This window comes from Caballeronia sp. LZ028 (assembly GCF_031451415.1).
GTDB lineage: Bacteria > Pseudomonadota > Gammaproteobacteria > Burkholderiales > Burkholderiaceae > Caballeronia > Caballeronia zhejiangensis.
Genome location: NZ_JARUXN010000013.1, coordinates 106647 through 125936 on the forward strand (window position 1 = coordinate 106647; position 19290 = coordinate 125936).

Consider the following 19290-nt stretch of genomic DNA (forward strand, 5'->3'; position numbering starts at 1 on the left):
GCGTCAGCGCGCAAGCGGCTTCGCCTGCGTGAACGACGGCTTTGTCGTCCTCGGTCACCGCATCATCCGCAAGCGTGGAGCACGCGGTCGCATGCGACCTGTGAGAACGATTCCGTGGGAGAAGTATCGGGGCTTTGCCGGGCGGCTGGTCAAGCAGCTGTCGGGCAACTACAGCATGAACCGGATGGACCTGATGGAAATCCTGAACCGGCAGCTTGCTGGCTGGGCCGGCTTCTACCAATACACCGACTTTACGGCCACCATGTTTAGCAAGCTGGACCGGGCTGTCTTCTGGGAATTCGGATACTGGCTCGCGCGCAGTCATCGGCGCGGGTTCAGGTCGCTGATGCGCGAATACATCCGCGCACCAGAGCGGGACAGGCAACGACATGGGTGCTGCAGGGCCAAAACAGTCGAGGGTGGTACGAAGCGGTGGCGCTTCGGCGTCTTGTTACCAGCCGCAAGGGTCGCTTCACCTGACGCACCCCGAAGGAAAATCCGTACATCATGCGCGATGAGACACGAAGCACCATTGCGTCGCGCTATGCCGATGTTGCCTTTGCTATGAGCAACACTTGAACGGAGAACCGGATGCGCTAAAAAGTGCAAGTCTGGTTCGGGGAGGAGAGGCGGGGAAATAGTTCGACTACGCCCTGTCTCTTACTCCACTTCCGACGACAGAAGGCTTTCTCTATCTGGCTGTGGTGCTTGATGTCTTCAGCCGGCGCATCGTCGGCTGGGCGATGTCGAACCACTTGGATACCGAACTCATGTTGCGCGCGCTCGACATGGCCCTCCAGCAGCGACGTCATGAGGGCGTGATTTTGTATTCCGACCAGGCGGCCCAATACACATCCATTGCCCGTGGCGACGCTGCCGCGAATCCGACGTGCAGCCGTCGATGGGTACAGCCGGCGACGCGTACGACAATGCGATGTGCGAATCCTTCTTTGGGACGCTTGAAGCAGAGTTCCTGTCGCGCGAACACTTCGCGACCCATGAACAAGCACCGAGGCGCATCTTTTCCTTCTTGGATGGCTGGTACAACGTACGCCGCCTGCATAGCGGCATCGGCGATCGTTCGCCGCTCGAATTCGAAAACCTGAGCGCGAAGACCGAAACCGCATCACCCTACGAGTTGTCCACTGTTTGACACGACCGCCTGAGCGCGTAAAAGCGCATCTCGCCGATGTCGTTAAAGGCGATGTCGTGCATTACGAACTGCCGCGCCTGCACGCGTTCAATTTCGTTCGGCGCGATGCGCTCGGTGGCGGCGTTACGCGTTCGCACGCGCTGGACGCGCACGGCAACCCGATGAGCTTCTGCTCTGCTAGATATCGAAATCGCATCCGTTTTCCTCAGACGAAACAATTGTCCTCGGGCGTGGCCGTATCTTGGGAAAACTAATGAATCAGGTAAAAAGCACCGAGAAAACCTAGACAAAAGCTCGCCGAAACCGCGTACGCTGTTCTCGTTAGACTTTTTTACAATTTTAGTTCGCGAGTGGTTCTAAACGTCTGAATACAATCGAATTGTTAAAGATTGTGCAGTCATTGGGACCGATGAATACGATGCGAAAAACGATACTTTCCATATTCGGGACGCGGCCCGAAGCCATCAAAATGGCGCCGCTCTTGAAGGCATTGGAGGCGGAACCGGACGTTCGTTCGGTCGTGTGCGTGACGGGCCAGCATCGCTCAATGCTGCAACAGGTGCTGGAGCTATTCGACATCACGCCGCATCACGATCTCGCGGTCATGGCGGAGAACCAGAGCCTGAATGGGCTGGCTTCGCGTCTGATCGCATCGATCGATGAAGTCATCACGATGGAACAGCCCGATCGCGTGCTGGTGCATGGCGACACGACCACGGCGACGGCGGCCGCGCTTGCGGCGTTTCATCGCCAGGTGCCGGTTGCGCACGTCGAGGCCGGCTTGCGCACCGGCGACATGAGCAAGCCCTGGCCGGAAGAGATGAACCGGCGCATGGTCGATATCGTCAGCGATCTGATGTTCGCGCCGACGCCGCGCTCCCATGCGAACCTCGCGAAGGAAACGCTGCAAGGGCGCGCGTTCGTCACCGGCAACACGGTGATCGACGCGTTGCAGTCTGTGACGAAGCGCATCGACACACACGACGCTTTGCGCAGAAAACTCGACGCGCGCTTTCCTTTTTTGGATACGTCGAAGCATCTGATTCTTGTCACCGGGCATCGGCGCGAGAGCTTCGGCCGCGGCCTGCGCGATATCTGCGCCGCGCTCGTGGAGCTCGCGCGGCGCGACGACGTGCAGATCGTCTATCCGGTCCATCTGAACCCGAGCGTGCGTGCGACGGTCATCAGTGCGCTTGGCGGCGCGCAGAACGTGTTTCTGATCGAGCCGCAGGATTACCTGGGCTTCGTGCGCCTTCTGCAACGGGCGACGCTCGTGCTGACCGATTCCGGCGGCGTGCAGGAAGAAGCGCCCGCGCTCGGCAAGCCGGTGCTCGTGATGCGCGATGTCACCGAGCGTCCCGAAGCCATCGATGCCGGCACCGCCGTGCTCGTCGGCACGAACCGCGACGCGATCGCCGCGGCGGTCCATCTGCTGCTCGACGATACGAACGCGCGTGCAGCGTTCACCCGCAGCATCAATCCGTACGGCGATGGGCGAGCCTCGGCGCGCATCGTCGCGGCGCTCGCGGGACGTCCCTTCGAGGAATTCAAACCGGTCGTGACGCGCGGATCGAAAGATGCGACGCGTGTCATGCGCGAGGCATTCGCATAGTCCTTGCGATCGCACGCGCATCACCCGTCGCGCCGATCGCCGGATCGCGATCGTGAGGCGGCATGCTAATTCGTAGTAGCGCCTAAATCTCCGGCCAGGAGTAGAGCTTCCCGCAATCGGGGCGATCGCGCGCGAGGTGCACATGCCTTCGCGGCCATCCCGCCACGCTGCGCCAACTGAGTCACTCAACTTGGTCAACGACATCTTCAAGCGGCGCGGGCTGCGCGCCGTCATGGCTTCCATCGCCATGTGCTTTGCGGGCCTGCAAGCATCGTTTGCCGCGGCAACGGCGGACACGAACATCGCGGCGGCGATCGGGCGACTCGGCCTCGACCTGCAGGAAACGCGGACCGTAACCTTGCGGCAGCTCGGCCTGCTCGAAAGCGTCACGCTCAATGCGCCCGACACGCGGCGCGAGTTCTTTCTTCCGGTGCCCGCCGGCGTCGCGATCTCCGATGCCACGCTGCAATTCGACGGCGGCTACGTGCGCGGCGACGGCGGCCGCGTGACCATGCTCCTTTCGCTCGACGGATCGCCCGTGCTCGCGCGCGCGTTCACGCAGGACGCGGGCGGCGTGTCGGTGAGTCTCGGCGTCGATGGCGCGCCGCGTTCGGCCGGTTTCGTGCGTATCGGGCTCGGTTTCGCGTCGGTCATCAATCAAAACGAATGCGCGGATCAGACGGCCGTCGGCAATGTGCTGCGCGTCGATCCGACCACGCGTCTCACGTTCCGCTTCAATCCCGCCGACGTGCACGATCTGCGCACCGCATGGAGCGCGCTGCCGTTCGCGCCGGTGCTCGCGGTGTCGGGCAGCAAGTTGTCGACGAACGCGTTCGACACGGCCTGGCGCACCGATGCGCTCTTGCAGCGCGACGGCAAGCGTCCCGTGATGCAGGCGCTTCCCGCTGTCGGCGATCGGGTCGATCTCGGCAACATCGATGTGCCCGCCGCGCTGCGCGGCATTCCCGCGTTCTCGGCGTTGTCGGCGGGCGGCAAGCATGCGATTGCCGATAACGCCGAACTCGGCGCGTTGGTCGCGCTCGGCGTGCGCGCGGCGTTCAGCCCGGACGTGATCGTCGCCGACGATGCCATGCGAAAGTCGATCGACGGCGCTTTGGACGCGCTGCGCGTGCAGGTCGCGAACACATCCGCCGATGCGCTCGCCGCCTTCGACGCTTGGAGGAAGCGCACCGCGTCGCAACTGACCGCGCCGCTCGCGCCGGGCGAAGTGCGCGTCGCGCATGTCGGCGGGCGCGCGGTGATCGTCGTGGGCGACACGCGCGGCATCGGCGCGCTGGCGCACGGCTGGCTGCCCATCGACGTATCGAACCGCGTGGTCGTGCATCGTATCGACGCGGCGCAGCAGACGCGCGGCGACACCATCGCGATGTCCGATCTTGGCGGCGATCCGCGCAGCATCGACGTCCAGACGGCCGCGTCGTGGGATGCGAGCTTCGATCTGGCGGTGGCGTCGGGCGACGGCCGTCTGCCGGAGCAGGTCGTGCTCGATCTCGCCGCATCGCCGACGCTGTCCAACGGCGGCGCGACGGCCACCGTTTACTTCAACGACGTGATGATCGGCGCGAAGCTCATCAATGTCGATGGCGCACGCCAGCGTCTGGTCGCGCCGATTCCGCGCTACGCGCTCGCCCGCACCAACGATCTGCGCGTGACGTTTCGCCGTCAGCCCGACGCGGGTTGTCAGGCGCGGCAGACGTATCCGGTCGCGGTGTTGCCGTCGAGCCATCTGCGGCTCGCGAAGGCAACGCCCGACAACACGTTCGCGGGCATGGCGGCGCGCTATGCGTCCTCCGCAACCGTGTACGTGCCGCGCGCATATCTCGACGATGCGCTCAACAGCGTGCCGCGTCTCGCCGTGCTAACCGGCGCGGCGGGCATCGCGCCGGTGTCGGCGAAATTCGCGGTGAACGATGCGCAAGCCTCCTCGCAGCCCGACGGTCCGTTTCTCGCCGCCGATGTCGAACTCGCCGACGAGAAGAATCCCGCCGCGTATTCGGCCGAGCGGCTTTCGCTGACATCGCCCACGGGCGATACCTTGCTCGACATGTCGGGGCTGTCGCGCGTCGCGGTCGTGAGCGTGGCGAGCGCGAACGGGCAGAGCGGCGTCGTGTATCGATCGGCGGGCGCTGAGCCGGTGCTCACCGACAAGCTGCAGCTATCGCGCGGAAATATCGCCGTCGTCGATGGCAGCGGCGTGCTGAAGCAGTTCGACACGGTCAATCCCGAAGAGATGACCGACGAGCCCGCGTCGCGCACCGACTGGGTAACGCGGCACTGGGCGCGCTGGGGCATTCCAGCGGTGCTTGTCGTGCTGCTGCTCGCGTTGATCGCGCTCGCGGGACACGCGCGGCGCAGGCATCGCAACGGACGCGGCCCCGCCGACGAGGACGGCGCGTGATGCCGGAGATGCTCGGGTGGTACGGCTCGATCCTGCTCGCCGAGTACTACCAGGGACTCGAATACGTGGCCGCGACGGTCGCGGCGATCATCCTGCTTTCGAGCCTGGACGATCTTTTCATCGACATCTGGTACTGGACGCGCAAGCTCTGGCGGCGCGTGACGGTCGAGCGCCGTTACGCGCCGCTCAGCGTCGAGCAACTCTATGCACGCGACGAACAGCCAATCGCGATCATGGTGCCCGCGTGGCACGAAGACGACGTGATCGCCGCGATGATCGAGGACCTCGTGCGCGTGCTCGATTACCGCGCCTACACGGTGTTCGTCGGCACGTATCAGAACGATGCCGCGACGATCCGCGAAGTCGAGCGTATGCGGCATCGCTATAAGCATTTGCATCGCGTGGAAGTGCCGCACGACGGCCCGACGTGCAAGGCCGATTGCCTCAACTGGCTCGTGCAGGCGATCCTGCATCACGAGTTCGAGGCGGGGATGGAGTTCGCGGGCATCGTCATGCACGACAGCGAAGACGTGCTGCATCCCGTCGAGCTGAAGTTCTTCAACTATCTGCTGCCGCGCAAGGACATGATCCAGTTGCCGGTGGCGTCGCTGGAGCGGCACTGGTTCGAGCTCGTCGCGGGCACGTACATGGACGAGTTCGCGGAATGGCACGCGAAGGATCTCGTCGTGCGCGAAAGTCTCGCCGGAGCGGTGCCGTCGGCGGGCGTGGGCACCTGTTTCTCGCGCCGTGCGATTCTCGCGCTCGTCGACGAGACGGAGCATCAGCCGTTCAATACCGAAAGCCTCACCGAAGATTACGACATCGGCACGCGCATCACGCGGCTCGGCATGCAGTCGATCTTTCCGCTCTTTCCAGTCGAATTCACGACGCGCCGCAAGGGGTGGTTCGGCCTCGGCCGCGAGCGCGAAATCAAAATGACGATGCCGCTGTGCGTGCGCGAGTTTTTTCCCGACACGTTTCGCACCGCGTACCGGCAGCGCGCGCGCTGGACGCTCGGCATCGGTTTGCAGGGCTGGGCGCTGACCGGCTGGAGCGGTTCGCTCGCGAACCGCTATCTTCTGATGCGCGATCGCAAGGGCGTCGTGACGGCGTTCGTCGGCATGCTGGCGTATCTGCTCGCCGTGCAGTTCATGCTCTTTGCGACGGCTTCGTATCTCGGGCTCGCGACCGATTTCTTTCCGTCGCCGTTCATTGATTCGCGCTGGCTGCAGTTTCTGCTCGCGGCGAACTCGGTCGCGCTCGTGCTACGCGTCGCGCAGCGCATCATCTTCACGACGCGGCTCTATGGCTGGGAGCACGGCGTGCTGTCGGTGCCGCGCATGGTCATCGGCAACGTCATCAACTTCATGGCGGTGGCGCGCGCGTGGCGGCTTTTCATCGTGCATATGGTGACGGGGCGGCGGCTCGCGTGGGACAAGACGATGCACGATTTCCCCAGCAACGAGGGCCTGCGCGACACGCGTCAGGAACTCGGCGAGCTGCTGGTTTCGTGGCAGGCAATCGATCCGGAGCGGCTCGAAGAGGCGCGCCAGACCGAGCACGCGCGCGAGGCGCCGCTCGGCCGCGTGCTCGTCACGCGCGACTGGCTCGACGAGGAAACGCTCGCGGAAGCGATCGCGTTCCAGGCGGATTTGCCGCGCGGCCATTTCGACGCGGCGCGCGTCGAGCTTGCGGGCATCGCGAGGCTCGAAACGCTTGTGCGGCTGCGCGCGCTGCCGCAGGGCATCGATGCGAACGGCCACGCCGTGTTTGTCTGCGCGAGTCTGCTCGACGACGAGTCGCTCGGGGAATTGCGCGCGGCGGCGGGTCTCGGCGTCACGCTGCAGATCGTGCGCGAAAGCGAGATCGCGGCGGGCTTGCGAATGCTGCGCACGGTCGGCATGCCGGTCTATCCGGGCGACGCCGATGACGAAACGGCGCCGCCGCTCGCCGATGTCACCGCTGCGCGCGGCGTGCCACTGCTCGGCGACATCATGATCGAGATGGGGCTTGTCACGCGCGGCGCGTTCGAGGCGGCGTTGCGCAAGTATCGGCCGGAGCGGCACGGGCGCATCGGCGATTACATGGTCGCGGAAGAGGTCATCACGCCCGATGCGCTGACCGTCGCCATCGCCGAGCAGCGCCGCCGCTATCTCGCGCAGGCCGGAATTCAATGACGCCGCGTCGCGCGTCGTTCGCTGCGCTTTGTCTTTGCGCGTCGCTTGCCGCCCGCGCCGACGAGACCTTGCCGCTGCCGTTGAGCGGCGCGGCGTATCGCGTCGCGCGCGAGGCGTTCGCGGCATACGGGGAACATCGTTATGCCGGTGCCATCGCCCGCGCGCAAGAGGCGATTCGCCAGCGGCCCGATGTCGCCGATCTGCGTCTGTTGCTCGCCAATGCGCTCGCCGCGCGCGGACGTCTGAAGGACGCGAGCCGCGCGCTTACGGACGCGATCGCGCAACTTGGACCGTTGCCGGCGCTGACCGCGCGGCGCAGGCAGATCGACGTGCTGATCGCATCCGGCGGCGCGGGCGGCGTGCCGGGCGATCTGCCCGCACCGGCGGCGAAGGCGGCGCGCGCGGCATATCGCGCCTACGGCGAAAAGGATTACGCGGCGGCGGTGGAGCAAGGCCGTGAAGCGGTGCGTCTCGCGCCGCAGGCCGAACGCCTGCGCTATCTGCTGATCGATGCGCTCGCCGCGTCCGGCGACGATGCCGCCGCGTGGGACGCTTCCGCCGATGCGTCGGCGCGCTTCGGCGATAGCGACGCCTTGCGCGAGCGGCGGCGCTTCATCGGCGACAGGCTCGCGCCGGCCGAATCGAAGGCGGCGTATGCGGCGCGCGAACGCGGCGATCTCGACGCGGCGCAAGGCTTCGCGCGCAAGGCGGTCATTTACGCGCCCGCGCGGCTCGCGTTCCGCACGCAGTTGATCGACATACTGTTTGCGCGCGGCGATCTCGCGAGCGTTGAGGCCATCGCGAATGATCGAAGCGATGCGCTGATGTCGGCGCTGCACGGCTATGCGCGCGCGGCGCAGGGCAAGGATGCAGACTTCGCGCTCGCATCGATCGACGCAAGCGACGAACGCAAGAATCGCGATGCCCGGGTGGCGCGCGCGATCATCGCGGATGTGCGGCTCGCGCAAGGCCATCCGCAGGCGGCGCTCGATGCGCTGCCGCCCGTCACGACGCCCACGTCCGACGACGCGGATGCCGCGATCGCGTTGCGCCGCCATCGCGCGCAGACGATGTTGCGCATGGGCGCGACGCAAGACGAGCCAATCGATCCGCGCGCGTGTCCGACGTTCGAGTGTCGCGAAGACCGGTTCGGCGCATCGTGCGATGTCTACGCGCACGATCCGGCGCTCGCGGCCACACGCGAAGCGCGCCTCGCCGAACGACGCGGCGACCGCGGCGCGGCCATCGGCTACTGGCGCACAGCGATTGCCGAAGTGCCCGACGATTTGCAGCCGCGCATCGCGTTGATCGATGCACTCGCGGCGACGGGCCGCACGCGCGAGGCGTCGAACGAAGCGCGCTCGCTCATCGACGCGAACCTGCTCGACTCGATGACCGATACGCAGGCTGCGTTCATCGCGCGGCGCGCGGGCGACAATGCGCTCGCGCTCGATTACTTCGCGCGGGCCGAGCGCAACGGCAACCTGCCCGCATCGGCCGAAGCGGACGCCGGTTACGCGGCCCTCGCCTTGCATCGCAATGACGAAGGCGGGAAGTATCTGGAACGCGCGATCGATCATGCCGACGAGCCGCTGACGCTCCAAGCTCTGAGCGATGCCCGCGCCGCCCACGCCGAAGCGACGCGCGACTGGGGCTTCAGCGCGACCGTGAACTATCGCGGCAACGGCGCGCAGCAAGGCTTCGCGTTCGCGCCGACGCCCGGCCTGTCGAACAACTGGCAGGCGGGCGCGGAGGCGTACTGGCGTCCGTTCGGCAGCCTCGGCGAGCGCATGTTCGAGGTGTACGCGCGCGGGTACGAGAATTTCGGCGTGAAGGGCGGCGGGCCGTCGGGGGCATCGACGTTGCAGGCGGCGATCGGCGCGCGCGTGAAGCCGTTCGCATCGGCGAATGCGATTTTTGCGCTCGAGAAGATTCTGCCGATCGGTTCTGACGTGCGCTCCGACTGGCTCGCGCGCGCCGCATATTCGAACGGTTTCGGCGACACGCGCCGTCTCGACATGCCGAACTGGTGGACCGGCACGGTGTACGGCGAGGCGGGGCATTACATCGCGAATCATTCGACTTACGCGACCGCGAACGCGCGTCTGGGCCGCACGTATCGCTTGGATTCGGTGAGTCCGCGACTGACGGTGTTTCCGCATACGGTCGTCGGCGTGGACTACGATTCGGCGGTCGATCACAGCGTGCCGGTAGGCGTCGGCGCGGGCGTGGCGGCGCGCTACTGGTTTCGCGGCGGCCCGTACGATGCGCCGCGCTCGTTCATGGATGTAACGGTGCAGTACCGGTTTCGCGTCGCGGGCGACGATCGCGCGCGAGGCGTGTTCTTCGGCGCGGTATTCTCGTACTGATGATGCGTTTGCTATTTGCCTCGTTCGCCGTTTGCATCGCGCTCGCTTGCGTTTCCAGCGCAGCGAATGCGGACACGTCGCGTGCGCGTCTTATCGACGGCATCGTCTGGCAGCCGGATAACGCGCACGCCGATCCGCGCGGCGACTGGGACCGGCTGGGCGCGCGCGAGCTCATCGTGCAATGGACGGCGGTGGACGGCGTCGCGTTCGTGGCCGGCTCCGGCATGCGCCCGGCGCCGCGGATGCCGGACTGGGAGCGCATCGGACAGGAGCCCTGGGCGCGCGATGTGATCGTCGGGCTCGCGGGACGCTTCGACGAAGCGGCGGCGCGGGCGAACGCGGCGCAACTCGCCATCGAATCGATGCAGCTCGCGGAGGTTCATCCGCCGGTGCATGTGACGGGCTATTACTTTCCCGTCGAGATCGATCCGACGTGGCAGAGCGCGAGTGCACTGCGCACGATGCTCAATACGCTGCCGCGCCCGCTCTGGATCAGCGTGTATGACCGCGCGAACGTGGGCGGCGCGGCCATCGCGGAATGGCTCGATCAGTGGTTGCCGCGCGATGTGGGCGTGTTGCTGCAGGACGGATGCGGCGTGTATGCACGCGAGCCGAAAATTGCGCGGGAATATGCGGATCAGCTTGCGGCGAAGCTCGGGCGCAAGCGCGTGCGGATCATCGCGGAGGCGTTCAGGCCGCAAATGGGCGGCGGTTTCCGCTCGGCGACCGTCGAAGAGCTGAAGCCGCAGATCGATGCGTATCGCGGCTACAAGACCTATCTCTTCGACGGGCCGCATTACGTGTCGGCGGACATCGTGCAAGGCCTGCTCGATGCTTATCGACCGCACTAGCCCGACGCTTATCTGGCCGATGCCGTGTCGATCTTGCGCGCGGAATCCGCGGGCAACACCGAGGTCAGCACGTTCGCCGGCACATGTTGCGCCTCTTCCTATGAAATCCCTCGCGCGGAGCAGAGTGTCAGCGATGAGCGCAGCGCGCAACTGCTGTGTAGCGCGCGAAGCAGTGTTACTCAAGCCTCCGCTGGCCAGCCGATGAAGAAGCCGTCATAGTCTCCGGTCGTGAGGTAGTGCCGAATCTGGTCTCAACCCATTCTGCAGAGCCGATCTCCGGAATGGCCATTGAAGGCTCTCAGGTATACGGGTTCTAGTGGGACCGCAGGCACTCAGAACCCCAATCCCAATTGCCGGTTGAGCACAAACCTGGGACGCTCGCGTTCAAGATCGATTGTGTCAGCGTCGTGGCGGACCGATTTTCGTCGCTAACATGATATGTGCAGCTGGTGAACCTGTACTCAGTAAAAAGGTATCAAGACGCGATCGGCGCGTCGGCCGCGTTGTTGATGCAGGTCGCTTGCGGCCAAAGGCGACGTTCATCGCTTAGCCGACGTGCGGCTGCTGCTCGTCGCTTTGCTGTCGTTGGCGACGTGTCAAGGTTGGATGTCGGCTTGCTTCCCATGACAGACTCCCATTGAGTTGATGGGAATTACATTGTCTTCCCACATCATTTTTGCTGTGACCGTCGGGAGCGGTCGTGTTGCCCACGTCCGCCTTTGCAGTCGCCGCCAAATTTCGGTGCGGCGAGCGTAGATTTCCTCAAACCGAGCCAATCTGTCGCCGCTGCCTCTAACATTAGCGTCGTTCGTGAGTCGGCAAGCCACCGCTTGCGCTATCCGGTGCAGCCACGCGAGTTTCTAGGCGCATGCCCCAGCGGGTCGCGAGTTTAAGTGGCGCGAAGTCGCGTTTTCGTAACGAGGGAATCGCGTGCACAAAGGCTCCTATCCTCGGTGGCGACGTGTTCCACCAAGCCCGTGGATCCCACGAAGCAGACGACTGAACGCGGCCAACGGGCGAAGTGTCCACGAAACTTGCTCTAAAGAATTCTCGCTTGTTGCCGTTAGTAAAGCGGGAACCGCTCACGGCGTGCCGTAACAGCGTGGCCCCGACAACAAGAATCAGCCAAGGTGAGAGGGAAAATTATGGCGTGGGTTAAAGCAGGCGCTGCGATGGTAGCAGCAACGGTGTTCTCAGGTTGCGCGTACAACGTCCAAGTTTCATCGCAATCGGGTGCTTCCGAGGTCATGAGCACGAAGATCAGGCAGGACAAGGCCTACGTTGTCTTCAGCGACAATCTCGTTACGGCGGGCAAGGATGTCAAATCGGGATTTGCTTGCGGCGCACATAAGTATCCGATGTATATCGGTGAGGCGCTCCAAGGTTCGCTTTCAAAGACCGTCGAAGCCGCCTTTCCTCAAGTCGTGAACAACGGCGGAGCGGTGCCTTCCGCGCGTGATGGAATCATCTTCAAGTTCGACCTATCTGAATTTGACCCGCGAATTCGCTTCACACCCGGATTCTGGGTGCCATCCGCTGATGCAAACGTGGATATCGCAATTCGCGCTCGTGTTTCCGATAGGCAAGGAAAAGAATTAATCACCACGACGTTCCGGGGCCAAGGCCATGCAAGTGAGGACGGAAATTGCCCGGTAGGCGCTGATGCCTTAAGTCTTGCTGCTCAGAAGGCGATCGCGAACGCGATGGAAAGCTTTGTTGACAAGGTGATCAACACGGGTGCGCTCGATCCAGTCTTGGCGACATCTGCGCGACAATAGCCTCAAGTGAATCTGAGAACGTTGCAGCATTAACTGAAGTCAAACTCAGGCACTTCATGGGAGGTCATCTGCCATCTTTGTCGATTGATGGCCTACCTGAAAGTCGACGCACGCGCATCCTTGGCCTTAGCCGACACTCTTCGTTCAGTCACCGAGCGGCCGCAGCCCGCCGCTTTGCTGCCATTCCCAGTGCGGTGTAGTCGCCAGTGGCCTTCGGGAACGGCGAACCAGCCTTGGCGACCATTGAGCGACCTCCACATCACCAAGTAGCGGAGGTCCACAGTGTCCGTTGCCAGGCCGGATGTTGCGTCGACCGACAACCGCCTCATGCGTCTTTCAGACGCTTGAACAAATCTTTGTGCTTATAGTAGATGGCGGCAAGTTGTGGCCGGTAGTGTTCTACCGCATATCCCCTCGATCTGACAACACACTTGCAACACAAGCGCCCCAGCGATTGTCGCCTTTGAACCAGTTTGATTCGTGCACGCTGCTTCATTGTTCGTATGAGGCGATATCGACATTGCCCATGCTGACCGCTGCCCCGGCAACGAGTTGCTTGTGCGACGTTCTCTGAGAAAGCAGTTCGAGTAGCTGCTTCCGAGCCGCCTTGGCGGCCTTCGATCTTGCCGACGGATGCTGAATTCTATAGCACAAGAACTTCCCGTGGAGTTCGAATTCCCAAAGCTGATTTTTCGAAATGCCCGTTTCCTCCCAATTTCGCAGGCTGACACAAACCTTTCCGTCTCCTTCGATCGGGAAAAATTCGCGCCTGATACCGACCGTGTCCATCCCGTTCGCGAAGATAACGACGTCTGGCTTGAAGTGATCGAGTTGCACATCGAGGAGTTGTTTCGAAAGGCGCTTGACAAATGCAAAGTGCTCCGAATAGCGAGGAGACCTTCCACCGGAATCGAAGCAGAGGAGGTTCGAGTAGATGAGTCCGCCCTCCGTACCAACGCTTCTCGCTAAAGCGCGCATGAAGTTAAAGAAGGTGTCACCTCTGTCGCGACCTCTCTTCGCCATTGCCTTGTTGAAGAAATCCCGATGCCGGGAAAGTGCCTTCGTTACATATTCGTTCGGCCCTTCACCGTTGTGCTCGACTTTCCAGCCTTTTCCACCATATTCTCTGCCGATTACCATAATGCGCCGCGCATCGGGATCTCTCGGTCCGCTGACGAGAAACGGCATCGAAAGCTTTCGGCCTTTTGCCATCGTGTGATCTAGGAAGCTCGGATCTATCGCCTCGAGAATATCGGAGTAGCGCTTTTCAAGTGTTGCATCCATTGCTTCGTAGTAGGCCGAGTAGGTAGCCTTTTATTGTCGATGATTCCAAGTCGTGTGTCGAGTGCCAGAAGCACCACGCGTCTCGCTTGGCTTTGGGCTCCTGGAAAGCGAACCGATATGAGAAGTCAGGTCGCTTCGCGCGTAGATTGTCAGCGACTCACAGTCAGGCCTTGACTGGCGGTTTTTGACCGGACTCTGCCCGATGGGCGATGTGTGTGCTTCGGCCAAAGCCGACACTCGCCGCTTGTCCGCCGCGCGGCTGCAGCCCGGCGCTTCGCTGTCGCTCGCGATGCCGCACAGTCGAAGGTCAGCCTCCGGGAGCGGCGAATGAGTTGGCGTCCCCAGGCGGGGTTTCCGATTTACTGCGTCGTGCGCGCCCCTTTTTGTGCAGCGCCCGGTGGATCGCAGAATTACGTAGCTGGCGCCTTCTTTTTGCGACCGCCTTTACCGATGACCAAAATGGGTTTCCAGTTGTCATCGGCCCTAGTGTGTTTGAATTCAGCCATAATTTGCTGCTGGGTGAAGAACGCATCGGTCATATATACGACCGCAAAAAAATGCGTCCAGTCCTCACTGCCCGCATAACCCCGCATGTCCTCGTAAAGTCCTCCGATTGCTTTTTTTGCTTCCTCAACAGAGTCCGCGAATTTGTACTCAGCCGCTGTCTTCAACGACTTGACTCCAATGTCTGGTTTATAGGTTTTGGTACCTTGAATGATCGAAGCTTCCCGAACCGCATCGGGGAAGACATGGATCAAAAGGTCATAGACGCACTTCCGAACCTCGGCTTCATTCGACGGTTCGACGCTCCGGTCTTTCACGATTTTAGGGGTATTAATCAGAATTCCCTCGAACTGCTTTCGGCGCTCGTCTTCTGCTTGCTGCGTCGTGTCTTCTCCCATGAGTGACGAAAGGGTTGAATGATATTTCCAGAATAGACTAAGCGTATCGCTATGCAGTTCGCCGACGTACGGAAGGAGGCTTAAGCTCGCCACATTCTTTTCGGGGATCGCCTTGTAATCATGTTGAAACTGTGCCAAAAGAGTGGGCATTCCAATTGCCTCAATCAAAGTACAAATTGAAATGTAAAGGCGATCTAGTTGAGACCTGAACTCGAGTTGAACTAGCTCGTGTTCCTCGTCGTAGAAATCATTTTCTCCGCTGAGGTAGTAAGCGAGATTTTGGATTCTACTGACGCTGTTCCATCCCGTGGAGATCTGGTCCGCGATGTTTTGTAGAGGTTTTGCGGTTTAAGATTCACGCTCATGAGAGCACCTCTGTATACGAGCTAATGAAGATGGATTGCGACTTGAACAATTGGGTGGTTGCAAGTTAGCCGCCGACTAGCGCACGGATTCTCTGTCGCAGGCGATCGCCTCCCTCGAGAAGGGGGCGCAGACCGTGTCTGCAAGCGACGATAACCCGCAAGTAGGTCGGCTTCTGCATTGCTTTGCTCGGACAAGTTGACTTCTTTGGCAAAATTTGACCGAGCAGATGTGCAAACAAGTCCTGCCGAGGTGATAGGCGTCTCTGTGATAAAACTCGCGATCACACGGCGATCCCCTAGAGCGTCCGTCGTCGCCCGACTGGCTATATCCTCTCAAGGGGCCGCGCACCTGTCATCTAGCTCATAGAATTTTTCAATTCACCGGCGAATTGCTTTGCTAAGGCTTCGTTGTCTCGGATCCACAATTTTGCCGCTGCCTTGACTAAAACTAATACTTCTTGGTGCAGGTTCTGCGCGACTGTGCGGAACCAATCATGGTGATCGATGCCATCGGCTACGGCAAGAGCTACGACCAGGTCGTTGTGATCGACAGATAAGTTGCTTGCTGCGTCGGTAGTATCCAGCCCTAGCAACCAATCGCGGAGCAATCTATCAGGCGCTTGTTCGCTTGGCAGAAATATATGAGGCCATGGGAGAGCAAGAGCCGCATGCCGTTGCCGTTGATCGCCGTCGAAGCAACCGACAAGCTTCCCCCAGCCTGCCACTGGCGGCATTGCTTTAAGAATCCGTACTATCTCTGACTCCCCATCGCGAGCGACGGAATAGATGACCTGCCTTGCTAAGTCGGGGTCTGCGAACTCCAATATCGCCTCGCAAAGCGCTTTTGCTGCCTCGTCTTCAACAACAACGAGGGAGCGGTAAGCCACTCCTCCACCTACCAACGCGGCGACCTGGTGGAAGCGCGGTGATGGAATCACTTCGGACTTCTGGCCGTTGGAAACAATCAAGAACAGGTGATCCATGGGGATCTTCTGGAGGATTGTGGACGAGTGCGTTGTCACGACGAAACTTAGTCCCCGCTCCGCACACCCCTTTGCAAGGAAGTCCATGAACGACGATTGGGACCGCGACGAAACGTGTGTTTCAGGTTCCTCAAGGATCACCACAGAATTGTCTGGGTATCGATTGATCGCCCATATCGCTGACAGCAGGGCGAGCTCCCCTTGCCCCATCGACTCGCTGCTGTAATTAGCACCTCGGGTCGCGACGCGAAAGTAAGGCCATAGATCAAACGGCCCATATTCGGAAATCTCCCAAACCTGGCAGCGAATATATTGTTTACCAACGATGTACGACGCAAGGGCAAGTTCTTCATCGGATAAGTCCAGCGGAGTGACTCCATCCAATATCTCCTCGAATGCTTCATCGCCATGAACCTGTTGCCGACACTTTGTAGCAAACAACGAAGGATCTAGCCAGTTGCACGTCAACGTTTCGGCGCCGTCAATTCCCCGGTCGCTCGCCTCGAAAGATACTTGCCGAGAAAATGACACCCCATTTTTCGTAAGCGCGAATTTGATTCTGCTGCCGCTGATGCGGGCGTGCTGAGTTGTCAGGTCAGGAGTGGTAGACGTATCGAATAATCCTTCCGCAATCGCATGGGCAAACGTTGACTTTCCTACGCCGTTTCCTCCGACGAGCGCCACTATCCCAGCCGGAAAGATCAAGTGGGAGTCGGCAACTGCTTTCGCATCTGTGAGTGCGATCGACTGGACACGTTGAGGATACTTCCGTGCAAACGCGGTCCGCCAGAAATCGTTGAATTTAGCCGCGCGGAGATTCATCACAACTTACCCCAGCCGGACTCCAGGGCGTGACGAGCCAACATATCCGGCTCGAATACCTCTGAATGCAGCACCTTCTCGATCAAACCGCGAAACGAATGCGGAAGCACGTTTGGACGATCCGCTCGTGCAATTACATCTGCGAAAGCCGTCCAAATTACTAAATCACGAATGACGATTGACGATACATCCGCGACTCGAGACGTCGCTCTATCTTCGTAGACTTTCATGAGCGCCGGCAGCTGCGGATACGTGGAATGCGGCGGAGACTTTGTGGAATCCTCAGCGATATTAGAAAAGGCCGTCAAAAAATCTGAAACCGTGTGAGCGTCGCCTGCTTGGATGGCACCCGAGGAGAGGGCTCGCGCTATGAAGACTAGCCAACTATAAAGCGTAGCTTTGTTAAATTTTGGCTTTTTTGCACTGTCGAGAGCAGAGCCCAAGACATCTAGGGTGCGCCGGATCAAATCGAGTGTATGCACATCCAACGGTGTCTCACTCCGGTACAACTCCACCAGATCATTGGCCGTAATCTTCGTATCTATCGAGCCTCGCCTTATAGTCAGTGCAACGCGGCAGATGACATCGTCGTACGCCATCCGAGCGTTCGAAAACCCAAGCTGGTCCTTACCAATGCCACGCTTCTCGAGGGATAACACAAATTCTCGGATCTGATCGCGTACCGGGCCATAGAATGCGTTACGTTGTTCCGCACCGGTTAGATTGGACGGCTGATTTAAACGATAAAACAGCTCCGCTGGCTCCGACGGCGCATAATCGATAATTCGATATATTCGTAAAGTGAACTGGTCAAATTGCCTTCGCACGTCGTCCGGTAGCGTCCGATATTTCAGACCGTCTAGATGCTGAATACGAAAATCCAGGGGTTCAATTTCGCCGTCGACAGAAATTTCCCCTCGGATGAAATCGCGGATTGCAACCAGACGTTGTTGACCATCGAGTACCTCTTGCTTTCGCGTTGTCGGATTCTCGATTACGTGGATCGGAGGCACGTGCCATTCTCTCAACACACTATCGATAAGGCGCTGCTTTTTCGATCTCGGCCAAACTTCACCTCGCTGGAAGTTTGGCTGAAGATCCAATGCATCCGATTCGATACGTGACATAACCGTCTGGACATCCGGGTCCCATGGCACCAGCCGCATACAATCTCCCAAGCAAGCGGTTATTTGTTGGCAATTTACGGGGAATTCCCGTAGGGCACGTATTATAGCTTTTTGTATTCTTTTCATCACGCGTTGCCGCGTGTCACGGCATGGCATGCCGACCGAGTGCGAGTCTTCGCGGGTGGTGTGCAAAGCCTGGAAATCTGCCCGACGGCTTGGCGTGTTCGACCGCGCGTTGCTTGTCGTCCACATCAATTGAGTTCCCGAGCCCAGCGCTGTGGCGGGAGCCGATTCCGGGCGAGTCGGTAAACGCGAGTAGTGCGATACGGCGTCGAACATCATTGCTCGTAGCGGTGAGTGCACTCAACACACGGAATCGGCTGCCGATCGACAACGGACGGTAAGTAAATTCGATCGCCACTCAGTATGCTCGACTCCGCCGAATACGGACTACGTACTGCTAATCGCAGCTACACAGTTACAATCGTGAAGCGCCTGGCGTTCGTACATGAAGTGAGGCCCCAGCTAACCGTGATGGTCGAGCGCGCTATACCACAATCCCCAGCCGGAGAGCAGCGCTCGGCCTCTGCCTTCTAGGCACCGCGGTGACTAAGTGTTCACTCGTTGCAGCTGGTCCCGGCATTGGCGTGTGAATTAGCCTGTATGCGATCACATCGGTCGGCAAGCTTAGAAGCAACCTCAGGAAACCCGATATTGACACGGAGAATCGGTGGCCAAAATGCGGCGACGGAAAGAATGGTCGGTATCGGTCCGGCAACAGTCGTCCTACACCGGATCAACGAGCGTCCGCGATGGCCGACGCGCGCACGTCGGCCATCCTGTAGGGCACGGCCAGCGACTACGGAACGCCCGTCACGGCGTACCGTCGGTCACCCTTTGTCGAACGCATCGCCAGCTGGGCGATGGGCGCTTCGGGCCCTAGCATGCTCTCGCGGAAGGCGGGCAAAGCTTATAAGGTGCGAGCGGCGTTAAGGGCTGAGGTCCCTTCATGGTCGCACTGAGACGGTGTTGGCAGGTCCCGGGGATTCCGAATGACAGTTTGCTGAGTTGCCCGGCTTGTGAAGGTAGGAGGCGAGCGCGTACCACCTGAGCCTCGGTTGCTGAGCTTGGGCCGTTCCGCGCAAGCCCTGTTGCAGCCGCAGGTCCTGGAGAGAGACTATCGGCGTCGTCGAGCAAGCAATCGCTGAGCGTGCCGCCGCTCAACATATGGTCGCGCCCGCAAATGATTCCTTACACGTTCCCGATTGCGGGACTACTATCCGCTCATGCCTGGACCAACTACTCATGCGGTAGCTAGTTGCCCGACCGGATAGCAAGCGGCTGCCGGAGCAAAAGGAGGGAGACATGCAACGCCTGGCGTCGTATTCATGCATTCGCACCCCAAATCAACGTTACTTCCTGATGCGACCGTTCGTGCTTGCCATAGC

At 60.8% G+C, this 19290-nt stretch carries 12 protein-coding genes and 2 pseudogenes; 10 read left to right on the forward strand and 4 right to left on the reverse strand.

All coding sequences use genetic code 11. The features are described 5' to 3' along the window. The first annotated feature begins 28 nt into the window (after positions 1-28). The 10 genes and pseudogenes from QCE58_RS31525 to QCE58_RS31565 all read left to right on the forward strand — a co-directional run bounded on the left by QCE58_RS31525 (position 29) and on the right by QCE58_RS31565 (position 12359). A complete protein-coding gene (locus tag QCE58_RS31525) occupies positions 29-568 on the forward strand; it encodes a group II intron maturase-specific domain-containing protein (RefSeq protein WP_309780858.1) in 540 nt (179 codons plus the stop codon). 85 nt (positions 569-653) lie between these two features. Beyond that, positions 654-848, forward strand: a pseudogene (locus tag QCE58_RS34180) (DDE-type integrase/transposase/recombinase); the annotation flags it as partial. A 41-nt stretch (positions 849-889) separates the two neighbouring features. Further along, positions 890-1153 (forward strand): integrase core domain-containing protein, encoded by a 264-nt coding sequence (locus QCE58_RS31530; protein ID WP_309780860.1) that lies wholly within the window; start codon positions 890-892, stop codon positions 1151-1153. 8 nt (positions 1154-1161) lie between these two features. Beyond that, positions 1162-1345, forward strand: a pseudogene (locus tag QCE58_RS31535) (hypothetical protein); the annotation flags it as partial. Positions 1346-1571: 226 nt separating this feature from the next. Continuing rightward, the gene (gene wecB, locus QCE58_RS31540; protein ID WP_309780861.1) at positions 1572-2765 is read left to right on the forward strand and encodes a non-hydrolyzing UDP-N-acetylglucosamine 2-epimerase; all 1194 of its coding nucleotides are present in this window, start codon (positions 1572-1574) and stop codon (positions 2763-2765) included. Between the two features lie 190 nt (positions 2766-2955). Next, positions 2956-5184, forward strand: a complete 2229-nt coding sequence (locus QCE58_RS31545) for a cellulose biosynthesis cyclic di-GMP-binding regulatory protein BcsB (protein ID WP_309780862.1) — start codon at positions 2956-2958, stop codon at positions 5182-5184. A gap of 8 nt (positions 5185-5192) precedes the next feature. Further along, positions 5193-7361: a glycosyl transferase family protein gene (locus tag QCE58_RS31550; protein WP_409014194.1), complete on the forward strand. Its 2169-nt coding sequence runs from the start codon at positions 5193-5195 to the stop codon at positions 7359-7361. Next, positions 7358-9730 carry an NfrA family protein gene (locus tag QCE58_RS31555; protein WP_309780865.1) on the forward strand — a complete coding sequence of 791 codons (2373 nt, stop codon included), beginning with the start codon at positions 7358-7360 and terminating at the stop codon, positions 9728-9730. The genes QCE58_RS31550 and QCE58_RS31555 overlap by 4 nt, the downstream gene beginning before the upstream one ends. Beyond that, positions 9730-10581, forward strand: a complete 852-nt coding sequence (locus QCE58_RS31560; protein WP_309780866.1) for a hypothetical protein — start codon at positions 9730-9732, stop codon at positions 10579-10581. Before QCE58_RS31555 ends, QCE58_RS31560 begins: the two co-directional genes overlap by 1 nt. A gap of 1247 nt (positions 10582-11828) precedes the next feature. Continuing rightward, on the forward strand, positions 11829-12359 hold the full coding sequence (locus QCE58_RS31565; RefSeq protein WP_309780868.1) for a hypothetical protein: 531 nt from the start codon (positions 11829-11831) through the stop codon (positions 12357-12359). A 492-nt stretch (positions 12360-12851) separates the two neighbouring features. On the opposite strand, the gene QCE58_RS31570 is transcribed toward QCE58_RS31565, so the two are convergent. The 4 genes from QCE58_RS31570 to QCE58_RS31585 form a co-directional block, all read right to left on the reverse strand. Next, positions 12852-13643, reverse strand: a complete 792-nt coding sequence (locus QCE58_RS31570) for a hypothetical protein (RefSeq protein ID WP_309780869.1) — start codon at positions 13641-13643, stop codon at positions 12852-12854. A gap of 410 nt (positions 13644-14053) precedes the next feature. Continuing rightward, positions 14054-14695, reverse strand: a complete 642-nt coding sequence (locus tag QCE58_RS31575; protein WP_309780870.1) for a hypothetical protein — start codon at positions 14693-14695, stop codon at positions 14054-14056. Between the two features lie 571 nt (positions 14696-15266). After that, positions 15267-16715, reverse strand: a complete 1449-nt coding sequence (locus QCE58_RS31580) for an AAA family ATPase (protein WP_309780872.1) — start codon at positions 16713-16715, stop codon at positions 15267-15269. After that, on the reverse strand, positions 16715-17881 hold the full coding sequence (locus tag QCE58_RS31585; RefSeq protein WP_309780873.1) for a DUF262 domain-containing protein: 1167 nt from the start codon (positions 17879-17881) through the stop codon (positions 16715-16717). Before QCE58_RS31585 ends, QCE58_RS31580 begins: the two co-directional genes overlap by 1 nt. Positions 17882-19290: the final 1409 nt, after the last annotated feature.

Bases quoted from the DNA above. Each gene is read 5' to 3' on its own strand.
- wecB (WP_309780861.1), top strand. From the start codon at position 1,572: ATGCGAAAAACGATACTTTCCATATTCGGGACGCGGCCCGAAGCCATC.
- QCE58_RS31550 (WP_409014194.1), top strand. From the start codon at position 5,193: ATGCTCGGGTGGTACGGCTCGATCCTGCTCGCCGAGTACTACCAGGGA.
- QCE58_RS31555 (WP_309780865.1), top strand. From the start codon at position 7,358: ATGACGCCGCGTCGCGCGTCGTTCGCTGCGCTTTGTCTTTGCGCGTCG.
- QCE58_RS31560 (WP_309780866.1), top strand. From the start codon at position 9,730: ATGATGCGTTTGCTATTTGCCTCGTTCGCCGTTTGCATCGCGCTCGCT.
- QCE58_RS31565 (WP_309780868.1), top strand. From the start codon at position 11,829: ATGAGCACGAAGATCAGGCAGGACAAGGCCTACGTTGTCTTCAGCGAC.
- QCE58_RS31570 (WP_309780869.1), bottom strand. From the start codon at position 13,643: ATGGATGCAACACTTGAAAAGCGCTACTCCGATATTCTCGAGGCGATA.
- QCE58_RS31575 (WP_309780870.1), bottom strand. From the start codon at position 14,695: ATGCCCACTCTTTTGGCACAGTTTCAACATGATTACAAGGCGATCCCC.
- QCE58_RS31580 (WP_309780872.1), bottom strand. From the start codon at position 16,715: ATGAATCTCCGCGCGGCTAAATTCAACGATTTCTGGCGGACCGCGTTT.
- QCE58_RS31585 (WP_309780873.1), bottom strand. From the start codon at position 17,881: ATGCGGCTGGTGCCATGGGACCCGGATGTCCAGACGGTTATGTCACGT.